The 17,537-nt window shown below is 70.3% G+C and carries 17 protein-coding genes and 1 tRNA gene; 11 read left to right on the top strand and 7 right to left on the bottom strand.

The features are described from left to right. Positions 1–55: 55 nt before the first annotated feature. Complete coding sequence (locus GRI72_RS06945; protein ID WP_160733184.1) at positions 56–1,309, bottom strand: nitrate/nitrite transporter; 1,254 nt, start codon at positions 1,307–1,309, stop codon at positions 56–58. A 98-nt stretch (positions 1,310–1,407) separates the two neighbouring features. Between GRI72_RS06945 and GRI72_RS06940 the strand changes: the two genes are divergently transcribed. After that, positions 1,408–3,096: a bifunctional protein-serine/threonine kinase/phosphatase gene (locus GRI72_RS06940; protein WP_160733183.1), complete on the top strand. Its 1,689-nt coding sequence runs from the start codon at positions 1,408–1,410 to the stop codon at positions 3,094–3,096. A 233-nt stretch (positions 3,097–3,329) separates the two neighbouring features. Here GRI72_RS06940 and GRI72_RS06935 read toward each other — a convergent pair whose 3' ends face one another. The 4 genes from GRI72_RS06935 to yghU all read right to left on the bottom strand — a co-directional run bounded on the left by GRI72_RS06935 (position 3,330) and on the right by yghU (position 6,225). Continuing rightward, positions 3,330–4,544, bottom strand: a complete 1,215-nt coding sequence (locus tag GRI72_RS06935) for an ABC transporter substrate-binding protein (RefSeq protein WP_160733182.1) — start codon at positions 4,542–4,544, stop codon at positions 3,330–3,332. After that, positions 4,541–5,122, bottom strand: coding sequence for an ANTAR domain-containing response regulator (locus GRI72_RS06930; RefSeq protein WP_160733181.1), 582 nt, complete (start codon positions 5,120–5,122; stop codon positions 4,541–4,543). Before GRI72_RS06930 ends, GRI72_RS06935 begins: the two co-directional genes overlap by 4 nt. Positions 5,123–5,216: 94 nt before the next feature. After that, positions 5,217–5,291 (bottom strand) — tRNA-Gln (locus tag GRI72_RS06925). 88 nt (positions 5,292–5,379) lie between these two features. Then, complete coding sequence (yghU, locus tag GRI72_RS06920; protein ID WP_160733180.1) at positions 5,380–6,225, bottom strand: glutathione-dependent disulfide-bond oxidoreductase; 846 nt, start codon at positions 6,223–6,225, stop codon at positions 5,380–5,382. Positions 6,226–6,321: 96 nt separating this feature from the next. Between yghU and GRI72_RS06915 the strand changes: the two genes are divergently transcribed. The 4 genes from GRI72_RS06915 to GRI72_RS06900 are packed head-to-tail and all read left to right on the top strand — an operon-like array spanning position 6,322 to position 10,792. Continuing rightward, positions 6,322–7,323 (top strand): DNA topoisomerase IB, encoded by a 1,002-nt coding sequence (locus GRI72_RS06915; protein WP_160733179.1) that lies wholly within the window; start codon positions 6,322–6,324, stop codon positions 7,321–7,323. Next, positions 7,320–7,835: a CinA family protein gene (locus tag GRI72_RS06910; protein WP_160733178.1), complete on the top strand. Its 516-nt coding sequence runs from the start codon at positions 7,320–7,322 to the stop codon at positions 7,833–7,835. Before GRI72_RS06915 ends, GRI72_RS06910 begins: the two co-directional genes overlap by 4 nt. Beyond that, positions 7,832–9,901, top strand: a complete 2,070-nt coding sequence (locus tag GRI72_RS06905; RefSeq protein ID WP_160733177.1) for an NAD(+) synthase — start codon at positions 7,832–7,834, stop codon at positions 9,899–9,901. Before GRI72_RS06910 ends, GRI72_RS06905 begins: the two co-directional genes overlap by 4 nt. Positions 9,902–9,904: 3 nt before the next feature. Beyond that, positions 9,905–10,792 carry a DMT family transporter gene (locus tag GRI72_RS06900; RefSeq protein ID WP_160733176.1) on the top strand — a complete coding sequence of 296 codons (888 nt, stop codon included), beginning with the start codon at positions 9,905–9,907 and terminating at the stop codon, positions 10,790–10,792. A gap of 13 nt (positions 10,793–10,805) precedes the next feature. On the opposite strand, the gene GRI72_RS06895 is transcribed toward GRI72_RS06900, so the two are convergent. Next, complete coding sequence (locus tag GRI72_RS06895; protein ID WP_160733175.1) at positions 10,806–11,888, bottom strand: branched-chain amino acid aminotransferase; 1,083 nt, start codon at positions 11,886–11,888, stop codon at positions 10,806–10,808. Positions 11,889–12,410: 522 nt separating this feature from the next. Beyond that, positions 12,411–12,953 (bottom strand): hypothetical protein, encoded by a 543-nt coding sequence (locus GRI72_RS06890; RefSeq protein ID WP_202388956.1) that lies wholly within the window; start codon positions 12,951–12,953, stop codon positions 12,411–12,413. 54 nt (positions 12,954–13,007) lie between these two features. Here GRI72_RS06890 and GRI72_RS06885 point away from each other — a divergent pair, with 54 nt between their 5' ends. The 6 genes from GRI72_RS06885 (at position 13,008) to GRI72_RS06860 (ending at position 17,534) form a co-directional block, all read left to right on the top strand. Continuing rightward, entirely contained in the window at positions 13,008–13,745 is a 738-nt protein-coding gene (locus GRI72_RS06885; RefSeq protein WP_160733174.1) for a TlyA family RNA methyltransferase, read from the top strand. A 154-nt stretch (positions 13,746–13,899) separates the two neighbouring features. After that, entirely contained in the window at positions 13,900–14,451 is a 552-nt protein-coding gene (locus GRI72_RS06880; protein WP_160733173.1) for a TspO/MBR family protein, read from the top strand. A 55-nt stretch (positions 14,452–14,506) separates the two neighbouring features. Next, the gene (locus GRI72_RS06875; RefSeq protein WP_160733172.1) at positions 14,507–14,758 is read left to right on the top strand and encodes an accessory factor UbiK family protein; all 252 of its coding nucleotides are present in this window, start codon (positions 14,507–14,509) and stop codon (positions 14,756–14,758) included. 30 nt (positions 14,759–14,788) lie between these two features. Continuing rightward, entirely contained in the window at positions 14,789–15,391 is a 603-nt protein-coding gene (gene recO / locus GRI72_RS06870; protein WP_160733171.1) for a DNA repair protein RecO, read from the top strand. After that, the gene (gene leuB, locus GRI72_RS06865) at positions 15,388–16,446 is read left to right on the top strand and encodes a 3-isopropylmalate dehydrogenase (protein ID WP_160733170.1); all 1,059 of its coding nucleotides are present in this window, start codon (positions 15,388–15,390) and stop codon (positions 16,444–16,446) included. Before recO ends, leuB begins: the two co-directional genes overlap by 4 nt. Next, positions 16,443–17,534, top strand: coding sequence for a glycosyltransferase (locus GRI72_RS06860; RefSeq protein ID WP_160733169.1), 1,092 nt, complete (start codon positions 16,443–16,445; stop codon positions 17,532–17,534). The genes leuB and GRI72_RS06860 overlap by 4 nt, the downstream gene beginning before the upstream one ends. Positions 17,535–17,537: the final 3 nt, after the last annotated feature.

Raw genomic sequence — 17,537 nt, 5'->3', positions numbered from 1 at the left:
TCCTCTCCCGCCGGGGCGGGCCGCTCGCGGGCCCGTCCCCGGTCCTGCCCGGGCGTCAGATGCGAACGCCCTGGACGGCGGCGCCCCACGTCGTGCGCCAGCGGCCCTTGACCGCCGTCAGCCCGACCAGCGCGACCAGCGCGATCGCGGCGAAGACGAGGAACCCCAGCTGGGGGCTCCCGGCATGCTGCTTGGCCAGGCCGAGCGAGCTGGCCAGAAAGAAGCCGCCGATCCCGCCGCCACAGCCCACCAGCCCGGTCATGACGCCGATTTCCTTGCGGAAGCGCTGGGGGACGAGCTGGAAGACCGCGCCGTTGCCGGTCCCGAACGAGAGCATGGCGATCACGAAGAGACCGAGGGCGAGTGCCAGCGAACCCGGCCCGGTGCTGATCGCCACCAGCGCGCCGCCGGCGATGACATAGACCGCGGTGAGCGTCCGGATTCCCCCGAAGCGATCGGCCAGCCCGCCGCCCAGGGGCCGCACCAGCGATCCGGCGAAGACGCACCCGGCGGTGCAGTATCCGGCCTGCACGGCGGTAAGGCCGAACTGGTCGACGAAATAGATCGAGAGCGAGGCGGCGAGCCCCACGAAGCCGCCGAACGTCACGCCGTAGAACAGCATGAACCACCACGCGTCGCGGTCGCCGAGCGGCTCGAGATAGGCCGAGAGCCGCATGGGGGCCGGCTGTTCGGGCGAATCCTTCGCCATTCCGAGATAGAGCGCGAGGACGATTGCGAGCGGGATGCAGGCCAGGCCGAGAACGCCGGTCCAGCCGGCGAGCAGGGCCAGCCCGGGGGCGAAGAGCGAGGCGATGACAGTGCCCGAATTGCCCATGCCCGCGACACCCATGGCCTTGCCCTGGTGTTCGGGCGGATACCAGCGGCTGGCCAACGGCAGCGCGACGGCGAAGCTCGCCCCGGCAAAGCCCAGTACCAGGCCCAGCGCGATCGTGGCGGCGAACGATCCGACGCCCAGCAGCCATGCCGCCAGCAGGCCGGCGATGACGATCACCTGCCCGATCGCGCCGGTCTTCTTGGGTCCGATCCGGTCGCCGAGGAAACCCATCGGGATGCGCAGCAGCGCCCCGGCCAGCGTCGGCACGGCGACCATGAACCCCTTCTGCGCCGCGTTCAGGCCCAGGTCTTCCGCGACCAGTGGCGCCAGCGGGCCGAGTATGACCCAGACCATGAAGGCGAGGTCGAAATAGAGGAAGGCGGCGACGAGCGTGGGCCAGTGGCCCGATTGCCAGAAACCTGCCTTGCCCGTTCGCGGGGAAGGGCTGTCCGGAGGAGCGAAACTTGCCATCATGCTGTCCTTTCGATGCTTGACGTCGGGCCCCGGCGGGGGAAGCTCGTGCGGGCGGGTGCAGCGTGCACGCGCACGCGGAGGGCGGGGGGAAGCCAGCAATGCAGAATTGGAACGAACTGGTCCTCGCCGTGGGATTCGCCAGCGACGCCGGCCCGCGCGAGCGGAACGAGGATTTCGGCGCGGCCTATCTCGGTACGGCCCTGGAACGCGCACGCCACGGCGCAGTGGCGGCCGTGGCCGACGGGGTGAGCGAGGGGCGGGGCGGCCGTCAGGCGGCCGAACTGGCGGTCAGGGCCCTGATCGACGGGTTCTATGCCGTGCCCGAAACGCTCGGTGCCGGGCGGGCGATGCAGGTGCCACTGGCAGCCTACAACCGCTGGCTGCATTCGCAGGGCCGCGGCGAGGCCATGCGCGGTGGGGCCACGACTTTCACCGCGATGGCCCTCCGCGGCCGGCGGGCGGACATCGTCCACGTCGGCGACAGCCGCGCCTGGCGTTTCGCCGGCGACCGGCTGGTGCAGCTGACGAGCGACCACGTCCGGCCGGAACCGGACCTCAACCATGTCCTGATCCGGGCGATCGGCCTCGAGCCGGAACTGCGCCTCGACCACCTGCCGATCGAACTGGCGGAACACGATCGCCTGGTCCTGACGACCGACGGCATCCACGCCCCGCTGGGGGAGCGGCGCATTGCCGCGGTCCTGGCCGCGAACGGTTCGGCCGAAGCGGCGGCGCAGGCGCTGGTCCGCGAGGCCTTGCGCGCCGGCGGGCGCGACAATGCCACGGCGATCGTGGTCGACGTCGTGCGGCTCCCTCCGCCGGACTACGATTTCGTGCTCGCCGGGATCGAGGACCTGCCGGCGGTCGCCGTTCCCCGCCCGGGCGCCACGATCGACGGCTTCCGGATCGACAGGGTGATCAGCGAGGGGCGCTATGCCGTGCTCCTGGCCGGGTGGGACGGCGAGGCCGGGGAATCGGTGGCGCTGAAGTTTCCCCGACCCGGCGCGCTGGCCGACCGTGCCATTCGCATGGCCTTTGCCCGCGAGATGCTGATCGCGCGGCGGGTGGACAGCCCGTTCCTCGCCGCCTCGCACCCGGTGCGGCCGGGGCGCCAGACCGCGCTCTACGGGGTCCAGCCCCTGCTGGAAGGGGATACGCTGGAAACGCGCCTCGCGCAGGGGACACTGCCGCTCGCCGGCGCGCTCGACCACGCGATCCAGCTGACCCGGGCGGTGGCGGCGCTGCACCGGCTGGAGATCGTCCATCGCGACATCAAGCCGGACAACTGCATCCTCACCGCGCAAGGCCTGAAGCTGATCGATCTCGGCGTGGCGCGCCTCCCGCGGGTGGAGGACTTTCGCGGCGACGAGATACCGGGCACGCCCGGATACATGGCGCCCGAACAGTTTGCCGGGCACGGCGGCGACGCCCAGACGGATATCTTCGCGCTCGGCGTGACGCTCTACCGCCTGTTCGCGGGCACCTGGCCGTTCGGCGAGCAGGAGGCTTTCCAGCGCCCGCGGTTCGCCCGCCCGCTCCCGCCCTCGCGCCACCGCCCGGATATCCCCAGCTGGCTCGACGACGCGATCCTGACGGCCATCGCACCCCGGCGGGAGGACCGTTTCGACGATGCCGTGGGGCTCCTGCGCCGGCTCGAAGGCGGCGGTGCCGTCCCGCGCGGCGTCCCGCGCCACGTGCCCCTGGCCCAGCGCGACCCCGTCCGGTTCTGGCAGGCCGTCAGCGCCGTCCTCGCGGCTGCGCTGGTCCTGGCCCTGGTACTGCGCTGAACGCACCGGTCGTTCCCCCGTCTGCCGTGGGCGCACGCAAAAAAGCCGCCTCGGACCCGGTCTGGCGACCGGATACGGGCGGCGACGTTGCCACGCGCTGTCTGCAATAGGACTGGCCGGCCGCATGACCATCCGCCAATGGATGGCAAGCCGGCAATCGCCCGGATGGTAAGCGCACCCGGGGGCGCTTGCCAAGCCTCTTTTCGCAATTGCAGCATCGGGGCTTGCCGGCGCTAGCGCGGCAAGGCGGCGAAATAGCTTTCCATATCGTCGGGATCGAACGTGCGCCCGTCGAAAAAGCGGTTCGATTTCAGGACCATGGCGCCCTGTTGCGCGGTTACAGCCGTCGGCCGGTCGAGGCTCCCCTCGACTTTCGAACTGGCGCCCGGCAGGGCATCTTCGCTGCCGATCAGCGCGTGCCGGTAGATGTCGGGGCGAAAGACCCGGCCGGCAATTCGCGCCTCCTGCGCGTCGAAGGGCGTGTCGTCGCCGAGCGCCATCTGGGTGTAGAGCCACTGTGCCTGGCTGACCCAGGGGAAGTTGGCCGCTTCGGCATATTGGAACATGAAATCGGGGAAGTGGGTCGGGGCCGCCCCGCGCGCGAGCACGAGCCGGTCCGAAATCGCCCGCAGCACCAGCTCGCTATCGGCATCGAGATAGGCGGGGGCCGCCAGGATTCGCGCGTTTTCCTGCCAGTTGGCAGGGTCCACGAAATGGCGCCCGGCCGCCCGCATCGCGCGGATCAGCGCCTCCGCTGCGTCGCGCCGACGGTCGAGCACGGTTTCGCGCAGGGCAAGGACCTTTTCCACCCCGCGGCGCCAGATCTGGGCCGTCGCGAGGACGATTTCGCCCACCCCGCGGGTCACGGCCACGCTGTTCCACGGCTCCCCGACGCAGGCCCCGTCGATTTCGCCAGCCGCGATCGCATCGGACACGAACGGTGGAGGAACGGTCACGATTTCCACCTCGCGATCGGGCCGGATGCCGCAGGCCGCCAGCCAGTAACGCAGCATGTAGTTGTGGCTGGAATAGCGATGGACCACGCCGAACCGCAGCGGCTTTCCGGCGGTGCGGCGTTCCCCCGCGAGGTCCGCCAGGCGCGCGCCCACCTGGACGGGGTCGCCCAGGGCCCCGTTCCCGGCCGCCACGCGCGGCGCGAGCGCGCTGGAAAGCGTGATCGCGTTGCCGTTGAGGCCGAGGACGAAAGGCGCGGCAAGCGGGGTTGCCGGGCGTCCGCGGCCCAGCGTCGTCGCGATCGCCAGCGGCGCCAGGAGATGGGCGGCATCGGTATGGCCGTAGAGGAGGCGGTCAAGCACGGTCGCCCACGACACGTCGCGCACGAAGGCCAGTTCCAGCCCTTCCTGTGCGGCGAAGCCATGTTCGTGCGCGAGGATCGGCAGGCAGGCATCGACAAGGGGCATGAAGCCGATCGTCATGCGTTCGCTCATGCAGGGCCTCCCATCAGTTCGTGTGCGGTGACGACGGCCTCGGCGATCTCGACGATGCGCTTGTTCGAATCCATCGCCTTGCGCCGCAGCTCGGCATAAGCCTGCGGCTCGCTCAGCCCGCGGCCGTCCATCAGGAGGCGCTTCGCGCGGTCGATCGTTTCCCGCTCGGCCAGCTTGCCCTGGGCTTCGGCCAGTTCGTCCTGCAGCCGGGCGAAGGCGTTGAAGCGGCGCACGGCGAGATCCAGCAGGGGGCGAATGCGGCTGGCGGCCAGCCCGTCGACGACATAGGCGGAAACGCCGGCGTCGATCGACGCGGCAATCGCGTCGTCGTCGCTTTCATCGACGAACATCGCGATCGGGCGGGCGAGGGCGCGGCTGACGGCGAAGTATTCCTCCAGCACGTCGCGCGACGGGTTGCCGAGATCCATCAGGACGATATCGGGATCGAACTCCGCGATCCGGGCGAGCAGCCCGGCCCGCTCGGTCAGGCGCACGACGCGGGCGCCGGGGACGCCGGCCAGACCCTCCTCGATGATCGAGGCGCGCGCCGCGCTTTCGTCGATGACCGCGATCCGCATGGGCCGTTTGTGCATTGCAACACGCGCAGGCACAAGAACGTATCCGCGTCCGTGCGTGCTGCCGGCGGCCCGCAGGGGTGCAAGGGGGAAGGGCTGGCTGGGGTGGCAGGATTCGAACCTGCGCATGGCGGTACCAAAAACCGCTGCCTTACCACTTGGCTACACCCCATCAGGCGCGGGTCCGCCGTGGCGGAACCCGCGCCCCTATAGCGAAGGGCGCGCCAATGTGAAGGGGGCGATCGGCGGGCCCGGCGCGGTTACAGCGTCTTGCCGTCGAAATCGGCGGCGGAGTGGCGTTCGCGCAGCTGTTCGCCCTCTTCGCCCCAGGTCCGGTTGACGATCCGGCCGCGGCGGACCGCCGGGCGCCCGGCGATCCGGTTCACCCACCGTTCGACGTGCTCGTACTCGTGGATCGAGAGGAACTTGCGCGCCTCGCCGTAGATCGTGCCCTGCACGAAGGGGGCGAACCACGGGAAAGTCGCGATGTCGGCGACGGTGTAGTCGTCGCCGCCCAGGTATTCGCTTTCGCCAAGGCGCCGGTTGGCGACGTCGAACAGCCGCTTCGTCTCCATCGCGTAGCGGTTGATCGGATATTCATACTTTTCCGGCGCATAGGCATAGAAATGGCCGAAGCCGCCGCCGATGAAAGGCGCGCTGCCGACTTGCCAGAACAGCCAGCTCAGCACTTCGGCGCGGTTCGCGCCGGTCGGCAGGAAGGCGCCGAACTTCTCCGCCAGGTGGACCAGGATCGCGCCGCTTTCGAACACGCGCACCGGCTCCGGCCCGCTGCGGTCGAGCAGGGCGGGGATCTTCGAATTGGGATTGAGCCCGACGAAGCCGCTGGTGAACTGGTCGCCTTCGGAAATGTCGACGTGCCAGGCATCGTATTCGGCCGCGTGCCCGGCCTCGAGCAGCTCCTCCAGCATGATCGACGCCTTCACCCCGTTGGGCGTGGCGAGCGAATAGAGCTGGAAGGGATGGTCGCCGGCCGGCAGGTCGCGCTCTTCGCGCGCGCCGGCGGTCGGCCGGTTGATATTGGCGAACTTGCCGCCGCTTTCGGTGTTGGTCCAGACTTCGGGCGGGGTATAGGTCGGATCGGCCAAGGCGGGTCTCCTGATATCTAGCTGCCGCCCAAGGTGGTGGCGGTTCTTTTTCGCACAAGCGGAACCGCCTGCAAGGCCGGGCAGTTTCGCCTTCGCATGACGAAGCTGATCTATGTCGACGACGACCTCCCCGGCATCTCGCGCAGGCGGGCGGGGCGCGGCTGGGCCTATTACGACCCGCAGGGAAAGCTGATCCGCGACCCGGAGGAACGCCGCCGGCTGAACGCGATCGCCCTTCCGCCGGCCTATCGCGATGCCTGGTTCTGCCCCGCGCCCAACGGCCATATCCTCGCCACCGGGATCGATGCGCGCGGGCGCAAGCAATACCGCTATCACCCGGAATTTCGCGCCGCGCGCGAAAGCGAGAAGTTCGACGGGTGCCTGGCCTTCGGCGGCCTGCTGCCGCTGGTCCGCAAGCGGGTGGAAAGCGATCTTTCCGGCCGCAGGCTGACGCGCGAGCGCGCGATCGCCAGCGTTGTGCGCCTGCTGGATCTCGGTGCCGTGCGGATCGGCAACGAGGGATATGCGCGCGACAACCGCAGTTACGGCGCGACCACGCTGCGCCAGCGCCACGCCGAGGTGACCGGGCGGACCCTGCGCCTGCGCTACAAGGCCAAGGGCGGCAAGCTGCGCGAAGTCGCGCTGACCGACGGCAGCCTGGCGCGGGTCGTGCGCCGGATGCAGGACCTGCCGGGCCAGAACGTGTTCAAGTACGTCGACGACGAGGGCGACCTGCACACCGTGTGCTCGCACGACGTGAACGAGTACCTGTGCGACACGATGGGGGAGCGGTTCACGGCCAAGAACTTCCGCACCTGGCATGCCAGCGTCCTCGCGTTTCAGATCCTGGCCGGGGCGCAGGAGACGCTGACGATCAAGGCCGTGCTCGACGTCGTCGCCCGGCGGCTGGGCAATACGCCGGCGGTGACCCGCAGGTCTTACGTCCACCCGGCGGTGATCGACCTGGTCGAGCGGCAGGAGAGGTGGCGCGAGGCGCTGCGCCTGCCGCGCGAGACCCGCTGGCTGACGCGCGAGGAGCGCGGGCTGATCGCCCTGCTGGAAGCGGCGCCCTGCGCGCAGGAGCTGCTCGCGGCATGAGCGGGACCGAGACGCTCGACCCGATCCTGCCGCCCGACCTCGCGCGGCGCGCGCGCGCCGTGCTCGACCTCGCCTGCGAGCGCGAGATGCCGCTGATCACCGCGGAAAGCTGCACCGGCGGGCTGCTCGCCGCGCTGCTGACCGACGTGCCCGGCTGCAGCCATATCTTCGAACGCGGCTTCGTCGTCTATTCGGACGACGCCAAGTGCGACCTGCTGGCGGTCGACCGGGCGCAGATCGACCGGTGCGGCGCGGTCAGCCGCGAAGTCGCCGTGGCCATGGTGCGCGGCGCGCTGGAACGGTCGGGCAAGGGGGTCGGGGTCGCGATTACCGGCTTCGCCGGCCCGGGGGGCGAGAACGACGAGGAAGGCCTGGTCCACTTCGCCTGCGGCCGTCGCGACGGGCCGATCGCCCACCGCGAAGAGCATTTCGGCGCGATCGGCCGCGACGGGGTCCGCATCGCGGCGCTTGCAGTCGCGCTGGACATGATGGACAACGCCCTTCGCGCATGACCGACACCACCGATCACCCCTTCTTCGACCGACGCACGCACGGCTTCGTGCGCGTCGCCACCGCCACTCCGCGCGTCCGCACGGCCGACGTTGCGGGCAATGTCGCGGGCATTCTCGACGAATGGCGCAAGGCAGGCCGGGCGGGGGCCGACCTGGTGCTCTATCCCGAGCTGTGCATTTCGTCCTACGCGCTCGACGACCTGCACCTGCAGGCGGCGCTGCTGGAAGCGGTCGAGCGCGGGATCGCCGACCTGGTCGAGGCGAGCCGCGATCTCGCCCCGGTGGCCGTGGTCGGCGCGCCGCTGCGGCGCAACGGGCGGGTTTACAACTGCGCCCTGGCGATTGCCGGCGGCCGCGTGCTGGGCGCCGTGCCCAAGAGCTTCCTGCCCAATTACCGCGAGTTCTACGAGAAACGCTGGTTTTCCCACGGGCGCGGCTGCATCGGCCTGGCGATCGGGCTGAACGGCGAAAGCGTGCCCTTCGGCACCGACCTGCTGTTCGAGGCGCCCGAACGGCCGGGTTTCACGTTCGCGATGGAAGTGTGCGAGGACGTCTGGGCCCCCGATCCCCCTTCGACCCGGGCCGCGCTGGCCGGCGCGACGATCGTGCTCAACCTCTCCGCCTCCAACATCACGATCGGCAAGTCCGACGAACGGCACATGCTCTGCCGGATGCAGTCGAGCCGCGCGGTCTGCGCCTATGCCTATTCGGCCGCCGGCCACGGCGAAAGCACGACCGACCTCGCGTGGGACGGGCAGGGGATGGTCTACGAGCTCGGCGACCTGCTGGTCGAAAGCTCGCGCTTCGACCTGGAGCCCGAGCTGTGCCTGGCCGATGTCGATACCCGCCGCATCCTGGGCGACCGGATGCGGATGCAGACGTTCGGCGACGCGGCAGAGGCGGCCGGCCGGCCGGAGGACACGTTCCGCCGCGTGCGTTTCGATGCCCCGTCGGCGCCGGCGCCCGACGATCGCCTGCTGCGCCCGATCCGCCGGTTCCCCTTCGTTCCCAACCGCGCGCACAAGCTGGACGAGGATTGTTACGAGGCGTTCAACATCCAGGTCGATGCCCTGCTGCGCCGGTTCCAGGCGACCCGGGGCAAGCACATGATCCTGGGCGTTTCGGGCGGGCTCGATTCGACCCATGCCCTGCTGGTCGCGGCCAAGGTCTGCGACCGGCTGGGCCTGCCGCGCACGACCATTCGCGGCTATACGATGCCCGGGTTCGGCACGTCCGAAGGGACGAAGTCCAACGCCTGGAAGCTGATGGAAGCCACCGGGATCGCGGCCGAGGAAATCGACATCAGGCCCGCCGCGCGCCGGATGCTGGAGGATATCGGCCACCCCTTCGCCGATGGCGAGCCGGTCTACGATACCACGTTCGAGAACGTGCAGGCCGGTCTGCGCACCGATTACCTGTTCCGCCTGGCCGGGCAGCATTCGGGTTTCGTCCTGGGCACGGGCGACCTGTCCGAACTGGCGCTGGGCTGGTGCACCTACGGCGTGGGCGACCAGATGAGCCACTACGCGGTCAACGCCGGCGTGCCCAAGACCCTGATCCAGTACCTGATCCGCTGGGCCACGCGGACCGACCAGTTCGACCGCGCGACCGACGCGGTGCTGGAGGCGATCGTCGATACCGAGATCAGCCCCGAACTGGTCCCCGCGGGCGAGGATGGCGAGATCCAGAGCACCGAGAACGCGATCGGCCCGTACGAGCTGAACGATTTCTTCCTCCACCACACGATCCGCTGGGGCCAGTCGCCCAGCCACGTCGCCTTCCTGGCCTGGCACGCCTGGCGCGACGCGGGGGAAGGCCTGTGGCCTGCCGGTTTTCCCGAGGCGGCGAAGAACGAATACGACCTGCCGACGATCGCCCACTGGCTGGAACGGTTCCTGCAGCGGTTCTTCGCCTTCAGCCAGTTCAAGCGCAGCGCGCTGCCCAATGGGCCGAAAGTCAGCGCCGGCGGGGCGTTGAGCCCGCGCGGGGACTGGCGCGCGCCGAGCGATGCCGTGGCCGGGCCGTGGCTGGAGGAACTGCGGCGCGCCCTGCCGCCGGCCGCCTGACCGATGCCGGCCCGCGCGGTCGCCATACTCGTCCTGTGCAACGTGGTCTGGGCGCTGAACGTCGTGGTCAGCAAGATCGCGGTGGACCAGCTCGGCGCCCCGCCGCTGGCCTATGCCTTCGCCCGCTCGGCGCTGGTCATGGTCGTCCTGCTGCCGCTGCTGCGCCCGCTGCCGGCGAACCTGCCGCGCGTCATGCTGGTCGGGCTGGCGATCAGCGGCGGCTCCTTCGCGCTGCTGTTCATGGGGCTGGAGACCGCGAGCCCCTCTTCCGCCGGCGTCGTCAGCCTCTCGGGCGCGCCGATGACGGTGCTGTTCGCGATCCTCTTCCTCGGCGAACGGGTGCGTTGGCGGCGCGGGCTGGGCATCGCCCTGGCGTTCGGCGGGGTCCTGATCTCGGTCATGTCCGACAGCGCGCTGGAGGCGGGGCCGGGTCTGGTCCTCGTCTTCGCATCGGCCGCGGTCGGGGCGCTCGGCTCGGTCTTCGTCAAGCGGATCGAGCTGTCCTCGATCCGGCTGCAGGCCTGGGCGGCGGTGGCCTCCAGCTTCGTCCTGCTGCCGCTGTCGCTGACGATCGAAAGCGGGCAGGTGGCGGCTTTCGCCGACCAACCGCTGCTGCTGGCCGGGTGCGTCGTCTTTGCCGGGCTGGTCGTCTCGGTGGGCGCGCACACCGCCTATTTCCGCATCCTGCAGGCGAACGATGCCAACGCGGTCGTGCCGATGACGCTGCTGACGCCGCTGTTCACGATCGCCCTGGGGGCATGGCTGACCGGCGATCCGGTCGGCTATCGCCTGCTGCTGGGCGGGGCGATCGCGATCGCCGGGGTGGCGATCATCCTCGTCCGCCCGAGCGAGACCTTCACCAAGCGGTTCCTGGTCCGCAACCGGCTCTAGCCGCAGGTACGCTTCAGGTGAGGCGCGCGATCCAGTCGTAGGTGTCGTCCACCCGGCCGCGCTGGATGCCGACCAGCTTGTCGCGCAGCTTGCTGGTCAGCTGGCCCGGCCCGCCGCTGCCGATGGTGAATTCGCCGTCGTGCCCGGCGACCGTGCCGACCGGCGTGACGACCGCGGCCGTGCCGCAGGCCATCGTCTCCACCAGGCGGCCGCTGGCCGCGTCCGCGCGCCACTGGTCGATCGAATAGGCCTCCTCGCGCACGGTCAGCCCTTCCTCGCGCAAGAGCCGGATCAGGCTGTCGCGGGTGATGCCGGGCAGGATCGTGCCGGTCAGCGGGGGTGTGACGACGGTGCCGTCGTCGAACACGAAGAACAGGTTCATCCCGCCCAGTTCCTCGATCCATTTCTTCTCGACCGCGTCGAGGAACACGACCTGGTCGCAGCCTTTCTCGATCGCTTCGGCCTGGGGCACCAGGCTGGCGGCATAGTTGCCGCCGGTCTTGGCCGCGCCGGTCCCGCCCGGGGCGGCGCGGACATAGTCGCTGCTGACCCAGATCTTCACCGCCGGCGCGCCGGACTTGAAATAGCTGCCCGCCGGGCTGGCGATGACGAGGAACTTGTATTCGCGCGCCGGCCGCACCCCGAGGAAGGCCTCGCTCGCGAACATGAAGGGGCGCAGGTATAGCGAACCGCCCTCGATCGTCGGGATCCAGTCCCGGTCGACCGAGATCAGGCGGCGGATCGACTCGATGAACAGTTCTTCCGGCAGTTGCGGCATCGCCATGCGCTCGGCGCTGGCGTTGAAGCGGCGGGCGTTCGCCTCGGGCCGGAACAGGGCGACGCCGCCGTCTTCCTGGCGATAGGCCTTCATCCCTTCGAAGATTTCCTGCGCGTAGTGCAGGACGGCCGCCGCCGGGTCGAGCGCGATCGGCTCGCGCGGGCATACCCGCGCCGAATGCCACCCGCCCTTGTCGGCGTGGTAATCGATCACGACCATGTGATCGGTGAACAGCGTGCCGAAACCGGGGTTGGCGAGCGCCTCGTCGCGCGTGGCGGACGGGACGGGGGCGGCATGGGGGATGTGCTCGAAATCCATGCGCGCCGGGTAATGGGGCGAAGCGGGCAGGGCAAGTCCCCGCCGATGCCCGCGATGCCGGTGGGGCGGGCGGGCCCGGGCGGGCGGCCGCGTGCGGGACAGCGGCGATCGAAGAAGCCGCCGTAAGATAAGCCCCCGAAGAAATGAGCCCCGCAAAAATGAGAAGGGCAGTTCCGCCCGTCGGGGAACTGCCCTTCGCATGGTCAGCGGCCGATAGCGCCGCTCACGTAGCCTCTATCGCTGTCTGTTCAGCGATAGTGCTCCGTGCGGAAACGTACCGACCTCCCTGCTGAACCATGAGACATCGGATCACCTCCTTTCGCGCTATTTAGCCGAACCCCGCGTTTCACCCCGGGGTGAGTGCCGCGCTCGCCGCTGGCCTCGGGCACCAATTTGAGTCAGCGATTCGGTTAATACAAGCCTTGAAAAAAACTTATCCCACGTCAGAATTGGTCGCTGTGGCTCGCGAGGTTTCGCGGGCCTTTTTCATGCTATCCCCTTTACACCGTCCGCGAAGGGCCCTCACAGGCAATCCTCGATCACCCGCGTCACTTCGGGCCAGGCGGGGATGTAGAGCGTCGGCAGGCCCGGCGTTTCCACGGCGAAGCGCCCCTTGGAAAATGCCATGGCCGCCAGCAGCGGGTCGTTCGCCGGCAGGGTGGCGGCGAGCGTCTGCGAGGTGCCGGCGGCCGCGGGCACGGTGCGGTCGCGCGTCTCGGTGCGGATATGCATCGCCGGCTCCGCCCCCGGGGCGCCCGCGCGCGTCAGCGTGACGGTGCGCTGCGCGCGGTTGCAGGTCAGCGCGAAGGCCGCGGCGCCGCTGGTCGGGCCGAAGACCGCCTGCGACCGGCCCTCGGCCATGCGGAAATGCCAGTCGCCCGGGGTCGCCGGGGCATCCATCCAGTTGTCGTAAGTCGGCTGCACGACCGGCGGCGGCGCCGGTTCGGGCGTCGGCGTCGGTGTCGGGGGCGCGGGGGTCGGCTCGGGCGCGGGCTGGACACAGCCGGCCAGCGCGAGGCAGGCGGCAAAGGCAAGGGTGCGGGAGCGGGCGCGGATCGGGGTCAAGCGAATCTCCAAGGTTTCTCAACTGGACAATGATCGCTAACCGCGTTCGGGTCCATGCCTGCCAAGCAACGCCTCGACCAGCTTCTCGTCAGCCGCGGCCTTGCCGAGAGCCGCACCCGCGCGCAGGCGCTGGTCATGGCGGGCCTCGTGTTCTCGGGCGAGACGAAGCTGGCCAAGCCCGGTCAGCAATTGCGCGCGGACGCGCCGCTCGAAGTGCGCGGGCGCGATCACCCGTGGGTTTCGCGCGGCGGGATCAAGCTGGCCCACGCGATCGGGCATTTCGCGCTCGACCCGGCCGGCGCGGTGGCGATGGACGTCGGCAGCTCGACCGGCGGGTTCACCGATGTCCTGCTGGCCGGGGGGGCGGAGCATGTCTTCGCGATCGACAGCGGGACCAACCAGCTGGCGTGGAAACTGCGGCAGGACCCGCGCGTCACCGTGCTGGAGAAGACCAGCGCGCGCATCCTCACCCGCGAGCAGATCGATCGCCCCTGCGACTGGATCGTCTGCGACGCCTCCTTCATTTCGCTCGCCAAGGTCCTGGAAAGGCCGATGGAACTGGCCGCGCCGCGGTGTCGTCTGGTGGCCCTGATCAAGCCGCAGTTCGAGGTCGGGCGCGAGGAAGTGGGCAAGGGCGGGGTCGTGCGCGACCCCGCGCTGCACGCGAGGGTCTGCGACGAAGTGCGCGAATGGCTGACGGGCGCGGGCTGGCGGGTCGAGGGGATCGTGGAAAGCCCGATCACCGGGCCCGAGGGCAACGTGGAATTCCTCGTTTCCGCGCTGCGCGGCTGAATCGCGCCCTCGCATCGCATCTCTGGATCGCACCGCAATCGCGCGGCCATCCCGGCGCGGCACAGGTTGCGCGGGCGCGCTTGCGCGCGGCCCGGGGCCCCGTCACTATCCCCGCGGTCGAATCGACCGGGTCACGCATTTTCGGGGGATATAGATGACCACTCTCGCCTCGCGCGGACAGTTGCGCGCCAGCTTCATTCGCTGGGCGCTTTTCACCGTGCCGGTGTGCCTCCTGCTCGGCGTCCTGCCGGGCCGGATCTGGACCGCCGACAGCGAGTGGTTCCGCGCGCTGGCCAAGCCCGCGATCTTCCCCGAGCCGATGTGGTTCGGCATCGTCTGGACCGCGCTGTTCATCCTCATGGGCCTCGCCCTCGCGCTCGTCTGCAGCGCCTGGGGCGCGCGCGGACGGACCGCGGCGATCGCGCTGTTCGCGGTGCAGTTCGCGCTCAACCTGACATGGACGCCGGCTTTCTTCGGCGCGCACGAGATGACGCTGGCGCTGGGCATTCTCGTCGTGCTGGACCTGCTCGTCATCGCCACGGTCGCGCTGTTCTGGCGCGTGCGGCGGCTGGCCGGGATACTGCTGCTGCCCTACCTGGCGTGGATCCTCTTCGCGACCGTGCTCAATTACGAGTTCCTGCGCATGAACCCCGGCGCCGACGGGGCCGCGGGCGGCAACGGCGCGGTTGAACGTATCGCGCTCTGAAGCCGGGGGGCGCTTGGGACTGGACAATAAATCCCCGCGGGCCCATCTGGTGCCCATGCAGAGCCAGAACCCGATGATCGCCGATTTCGTCAAGCTGCTCAACGGCGCGGCCGGCACGTTCGCCGGCATGACCCGCGAGGCGCGCGAGAGTGCGCGCGAGCGGGTCAAGGAAGCGATGGGCGGGATGGACTTCGTCAGCCGCGAGGAATTCGACGCGGTCAAGGCGATGGCCGCCCGCGCGCGCGAAGAGAACGAGGCGCTGGCCGATCGCGTCGCCGCGCTGGAGGCGCGCATCGGCGGCGGCTGACGCAGGGCGCCTTCGACGCGGGGAAACGCGTTGCAACTGACAGCACCGGCCATTGTCGTCGCCGCGCGCCCGCATGGGGAAACGGCGGTGATCGTGCGCGCGATGACCGAGGGGCACGGCCTCGTCGCCGGCTATGTCGCGGGCGGGCGCGGGCGCGCGCTGCGGCCGGTGGTGATCCCGGGCAATGTAGTGGAAATCGACTTGCGCGCGCGCTCCGAAAGCCAGCTGCCTTTCGCGCGCCTCGAACTGGTCGAAAGCCGGGGGCCGTGGCTGGGCGAGCCGCTGCCCGCGGCGGCGATCGGGTGGGTCACCGCGCTGACCGCGACCGCCCTGCCGGAACGCAACGCCTACCCCAATATCTACCGCGCGCTGGCGGCCGTGCTCGACGCGATCTGCCATGCGCCCTCGGCGCGCGGCTGGCTCCAGGGCCTGGTCGCCTACGAGGCGCTGCTGCTGCGCGAACTGGGCTATGGGGGCGCGCCGCCCCCGGCCGAAGCAGGGCTTGAGCCGCTGCTGGAAATCTTTGCCGCCCACGGCCCCCTGCTCGAACGCTACCTGCTTGCCGACCGGCGGGGCGATGTTATGGCCGCGCGCACCATGCTGCACGAGCGACTGGGGCGGATGAGATCATGAAGATTGCGGTATTTCCCGGCGACGGGATCGGCCCCGAGGTGACGCGGCAGGCGCTGCGCGTGCTCGAGGCGCTCGACCTGCCGGGGCTGACCCTGTTCGAAGGCGACGTGGGCGGGATCGCCTATCGCCGCCATGGGCACCCGCTGCCCGCCGAAACGCTGGAGATGGCGCGCGCGGCCGACGCCGTGCTGTTCGGCGCGGTCGGCGACCCGGCCTGCGACGGGCTGGAGCGCCACTTGCGCCCCGAACAGGCGATCCTGGGCCTGCGCGCGCAGCTCGGCCTGTTCGCCAACTTGCGCCCGGCGACGACCTTCGCCGGGCTCGAGACGATGTCTGCTCTGAGGCCCGAGGTCGCCGCGGCGATCGACCTGCTGATCGTGCGCGAGCTGAACGGCGACGTCTATTTCGGCGACAAGGGCACGCGCACGCTCGACGACGGGCAGCGGCAGGGCTGGGACATGATGGCCTATGCCGAGGGCGAGGTGCGCCGGATCGCGCATATCGCCTTCCGCGCGGCGCAGGGGCGCAAGGGCCGGCTGGTCAGCGTGGACAAGGCCAACGTGCTCGAAACCAGCCAGCTCTGGCGCGACGTGGTGAACGCGGTCGCCGCCGACTATCCCGACGTCACGCTCGAACACATGTACGTCGACAATGCGGCGATGCAGCTCGTGCGCGAACCAGGCCGGTTCGACGTGATCGTGACCGGCAACCTCTTCGGCGACATCCTGTCCGACCAGGCGAGCATGTGCGTGGGGTCGATCGGGCTCCTGGCCAGCGCCTCGCTCGGCGAGCGCGCGACCGATTTCGGCACGTTCGGCCTCTACGAGCCGATCCATGGCAGCGCGCCCGACATCGCCGGGCAGGGGCGGGCCAACCCGATGGCCACGATCCTGTCCGCGGCCATGATGCTGCGCCATTCCTTCGGCCGCGAAGCCGATGCCGCGCGGATCGAGAGCGCGGTGGCGCGCGCGCTGGCCGACGGCGTGCGCGGGGGCGACCTGGGCGGCGATGCCGGGACGGCCGCAATCGGCGACGCGGTGCTGGAGCGCCTTTGACGCTGCGGCTCGCCATCGTCCTGCCCACGCTCGACGAACGCGAGAACGTCGCGCCGCTGCTGGCGCGGATCGAACAGGCGCTGGGCCCGCGCGGCTGGGAAGCGATCGTGGTCGACGACGCGAGCGCCGACGGCACGGCGGACGAGGCGCGCCGCATTGCCCGCGCCGATCCGCGCCTGCGAGTGATCGAACGGATCGGCCGCCGCGGCCTCTCCTCCGCCGCGATCGAGGGGATCTGCGCGACCGCCGCGCCTTTCGTGGCAGTGATGGATGCCGACCACCAGCACGATCCCGCCCTTCTGCCCGCGATGCTGGCCGCGCTCGAGGGTGGCGAATGCGATGTCGCGGTTGCCAGCCGATATATCCCCGGGGCGAGCGCCGCGGGGCTGGCCGGGGCGGGGCGCGAGCGCGGCTCGCGCCTGGCCGGGCGCCTCGCGCGGCGGCTGGCGCGGGTGGACCTCAGCGATCCGCTGAGCGGATATTTCGCGCTGCCGACCGCGCGCGCGCGGGCGATCGCCCCGCGCATGTCGCAGATCGGCTTCAAGGTCCTGCTCGATCTCCTCGCCAGCGCGCCCGAACCGCTGCGGGTGCGCGAGTTTCCGCTGCATTTCGCCGCCCGGCGCAGCGGAGCGAGCAAGCTCGACCGGGCGGTCGCGTTCGATTTCCTCGTCGGGCTCTACGACAAGACCTTCGGCCGCATCGTGCCGACCCGCTTCGCGCTGTTCGGCACGGTCGGCGGGCTGGGCGTGCTGGTCCATCTCGCCGTGCTGGCCCTGCTGTTCCGCGCCGGCGACGCGGCTTTCGTCCCGGCGCAGGCCGCGGCGACCTTCGCCGCGATGACGTTCAATTTCTGGCTCAACAACTGGCTGACCTATCGCGACCGGCGGCTGCGGGGGGCAGTTGCCCTCCTGCGCGGCTGGGCGGGATTCTGCGCGGCCTGCGCGGTCGGCGCGCTGGCCAATGTCGCGGTGGCCGGGCTGCTCGAGGGGCACGGCGTTCACTGGCTCGCCGCCGCGGGGGCGGGCATCGTGGTCGGGGCCGTGTGGAACTACGCCCTGTCGAGCCGCTTCGTCTGGAAGCGTCGCTGAGGC

It is taken from the genome of Pelagerythrobacter marinus, assembly GCF_009827515.1.
Taxonomy (GTDB): Bacteria; Pseudomonadota; Alphaproteobacteria; order Sphingomonadales; family Sphingomonadaceae; genus Pelagerythrobacter; species Pelagerythrobacter marinus.
This window is presented reverse-complemented; position numbering and strand designations above follow the sequence as displayed.

Bases quoted from the DNA above. Each gene is read 5' to 3' on its own strand.
- GRI72_RS06885 (WP_160733174.1), top strand. From the start codon at position 13,008: ATGCCTGCCAAGCAACGCCTCGACCAGCTTCTCGTCAGCCGCGGCCTT.
- GRI72_RS06880 (WP_160733173.1), top strand. From the start codon at position 13,900: ATGACCACTCTCGCCTCGCGCGGACAGTTGCGCGCCAGCTTCATTCGC.
- GRI72_RS06915 (WP_160733179.1), top strand. From the start codon at position 6,322: ATGACGAAGCTGATCTATGTCGACGACGACCTCCCCGGCATCTCGCGC.
- GRI72_RS06910 (WP_160733178.1), top strand. From the start codon at position 7,320: ATGAGCGGGACCGAGACGCTCGACCCGATCCTGCCGCCCGACCTCGCG.
- GRI72_RS06935 (WP_160733182.1), bottom strand. From the start codon at position 4,544: ATGAGCGAACGCATGACGATCGGCTTCATGCCCCTTGTCGATGCCTGC.
- GRI72_RS06875 (WP_160733172.1), top strand. From the start codon at position 14,507: ATGCAGAGCCAGAACCCGATGATCGCCGATTTCGTCAAGCTGCTCAAC.
- leuB (WP_160733170.1), top strand. From the start codon at position 15,388: ATGAAGATTGCGGTATTTCCCGGCGACGGGATCGGCCCCGAGGTGACG.
- GRI72_RS06945 (WP_160733184.1), bottom strand. From the start codon at position 1,309: ATGATGGCAAGTTTCGCTCCTCCGGACAGCCCTTCCCCGCGAACGGGC.
- GRI72_RS06900 (WP_160733176.1), top strand. From the start codon at position 9,905: ATGCCGGCCCGCGCGGTCGCCATACTCGTCCTGTGCAACGTGGTCTGG.
- GRI72_RS06905 (WP_160733177.1), top strand. From the start codon at position 7,832: ATGACCGACACCACCGATCACCCCTTCTTCGACCGACGCACGCACGGC.
- GRI72_RS06940 (WP_160733183.1), top strand. From the start codon at position 1,408: ATGCAGAATTGGAACGAACTGGTCCTCGCCGTGGGATTCGCCAGCGAC.
- GRI72_RS06895 (WP_160733175.1), bottom strand. From the start codon at position 11,888: ATGGATTTCGAGCACATCCCCCATGCCGCCCCCGTCCCGTCCGCCACG.
- GRI72_RS06930 (WP_160733181.1), bottom strand. From the start codon at position 5,122: ATGCGGATCGCGGTCATCGACGAAAGCGCGGCGCGCGCCTCGATCATC.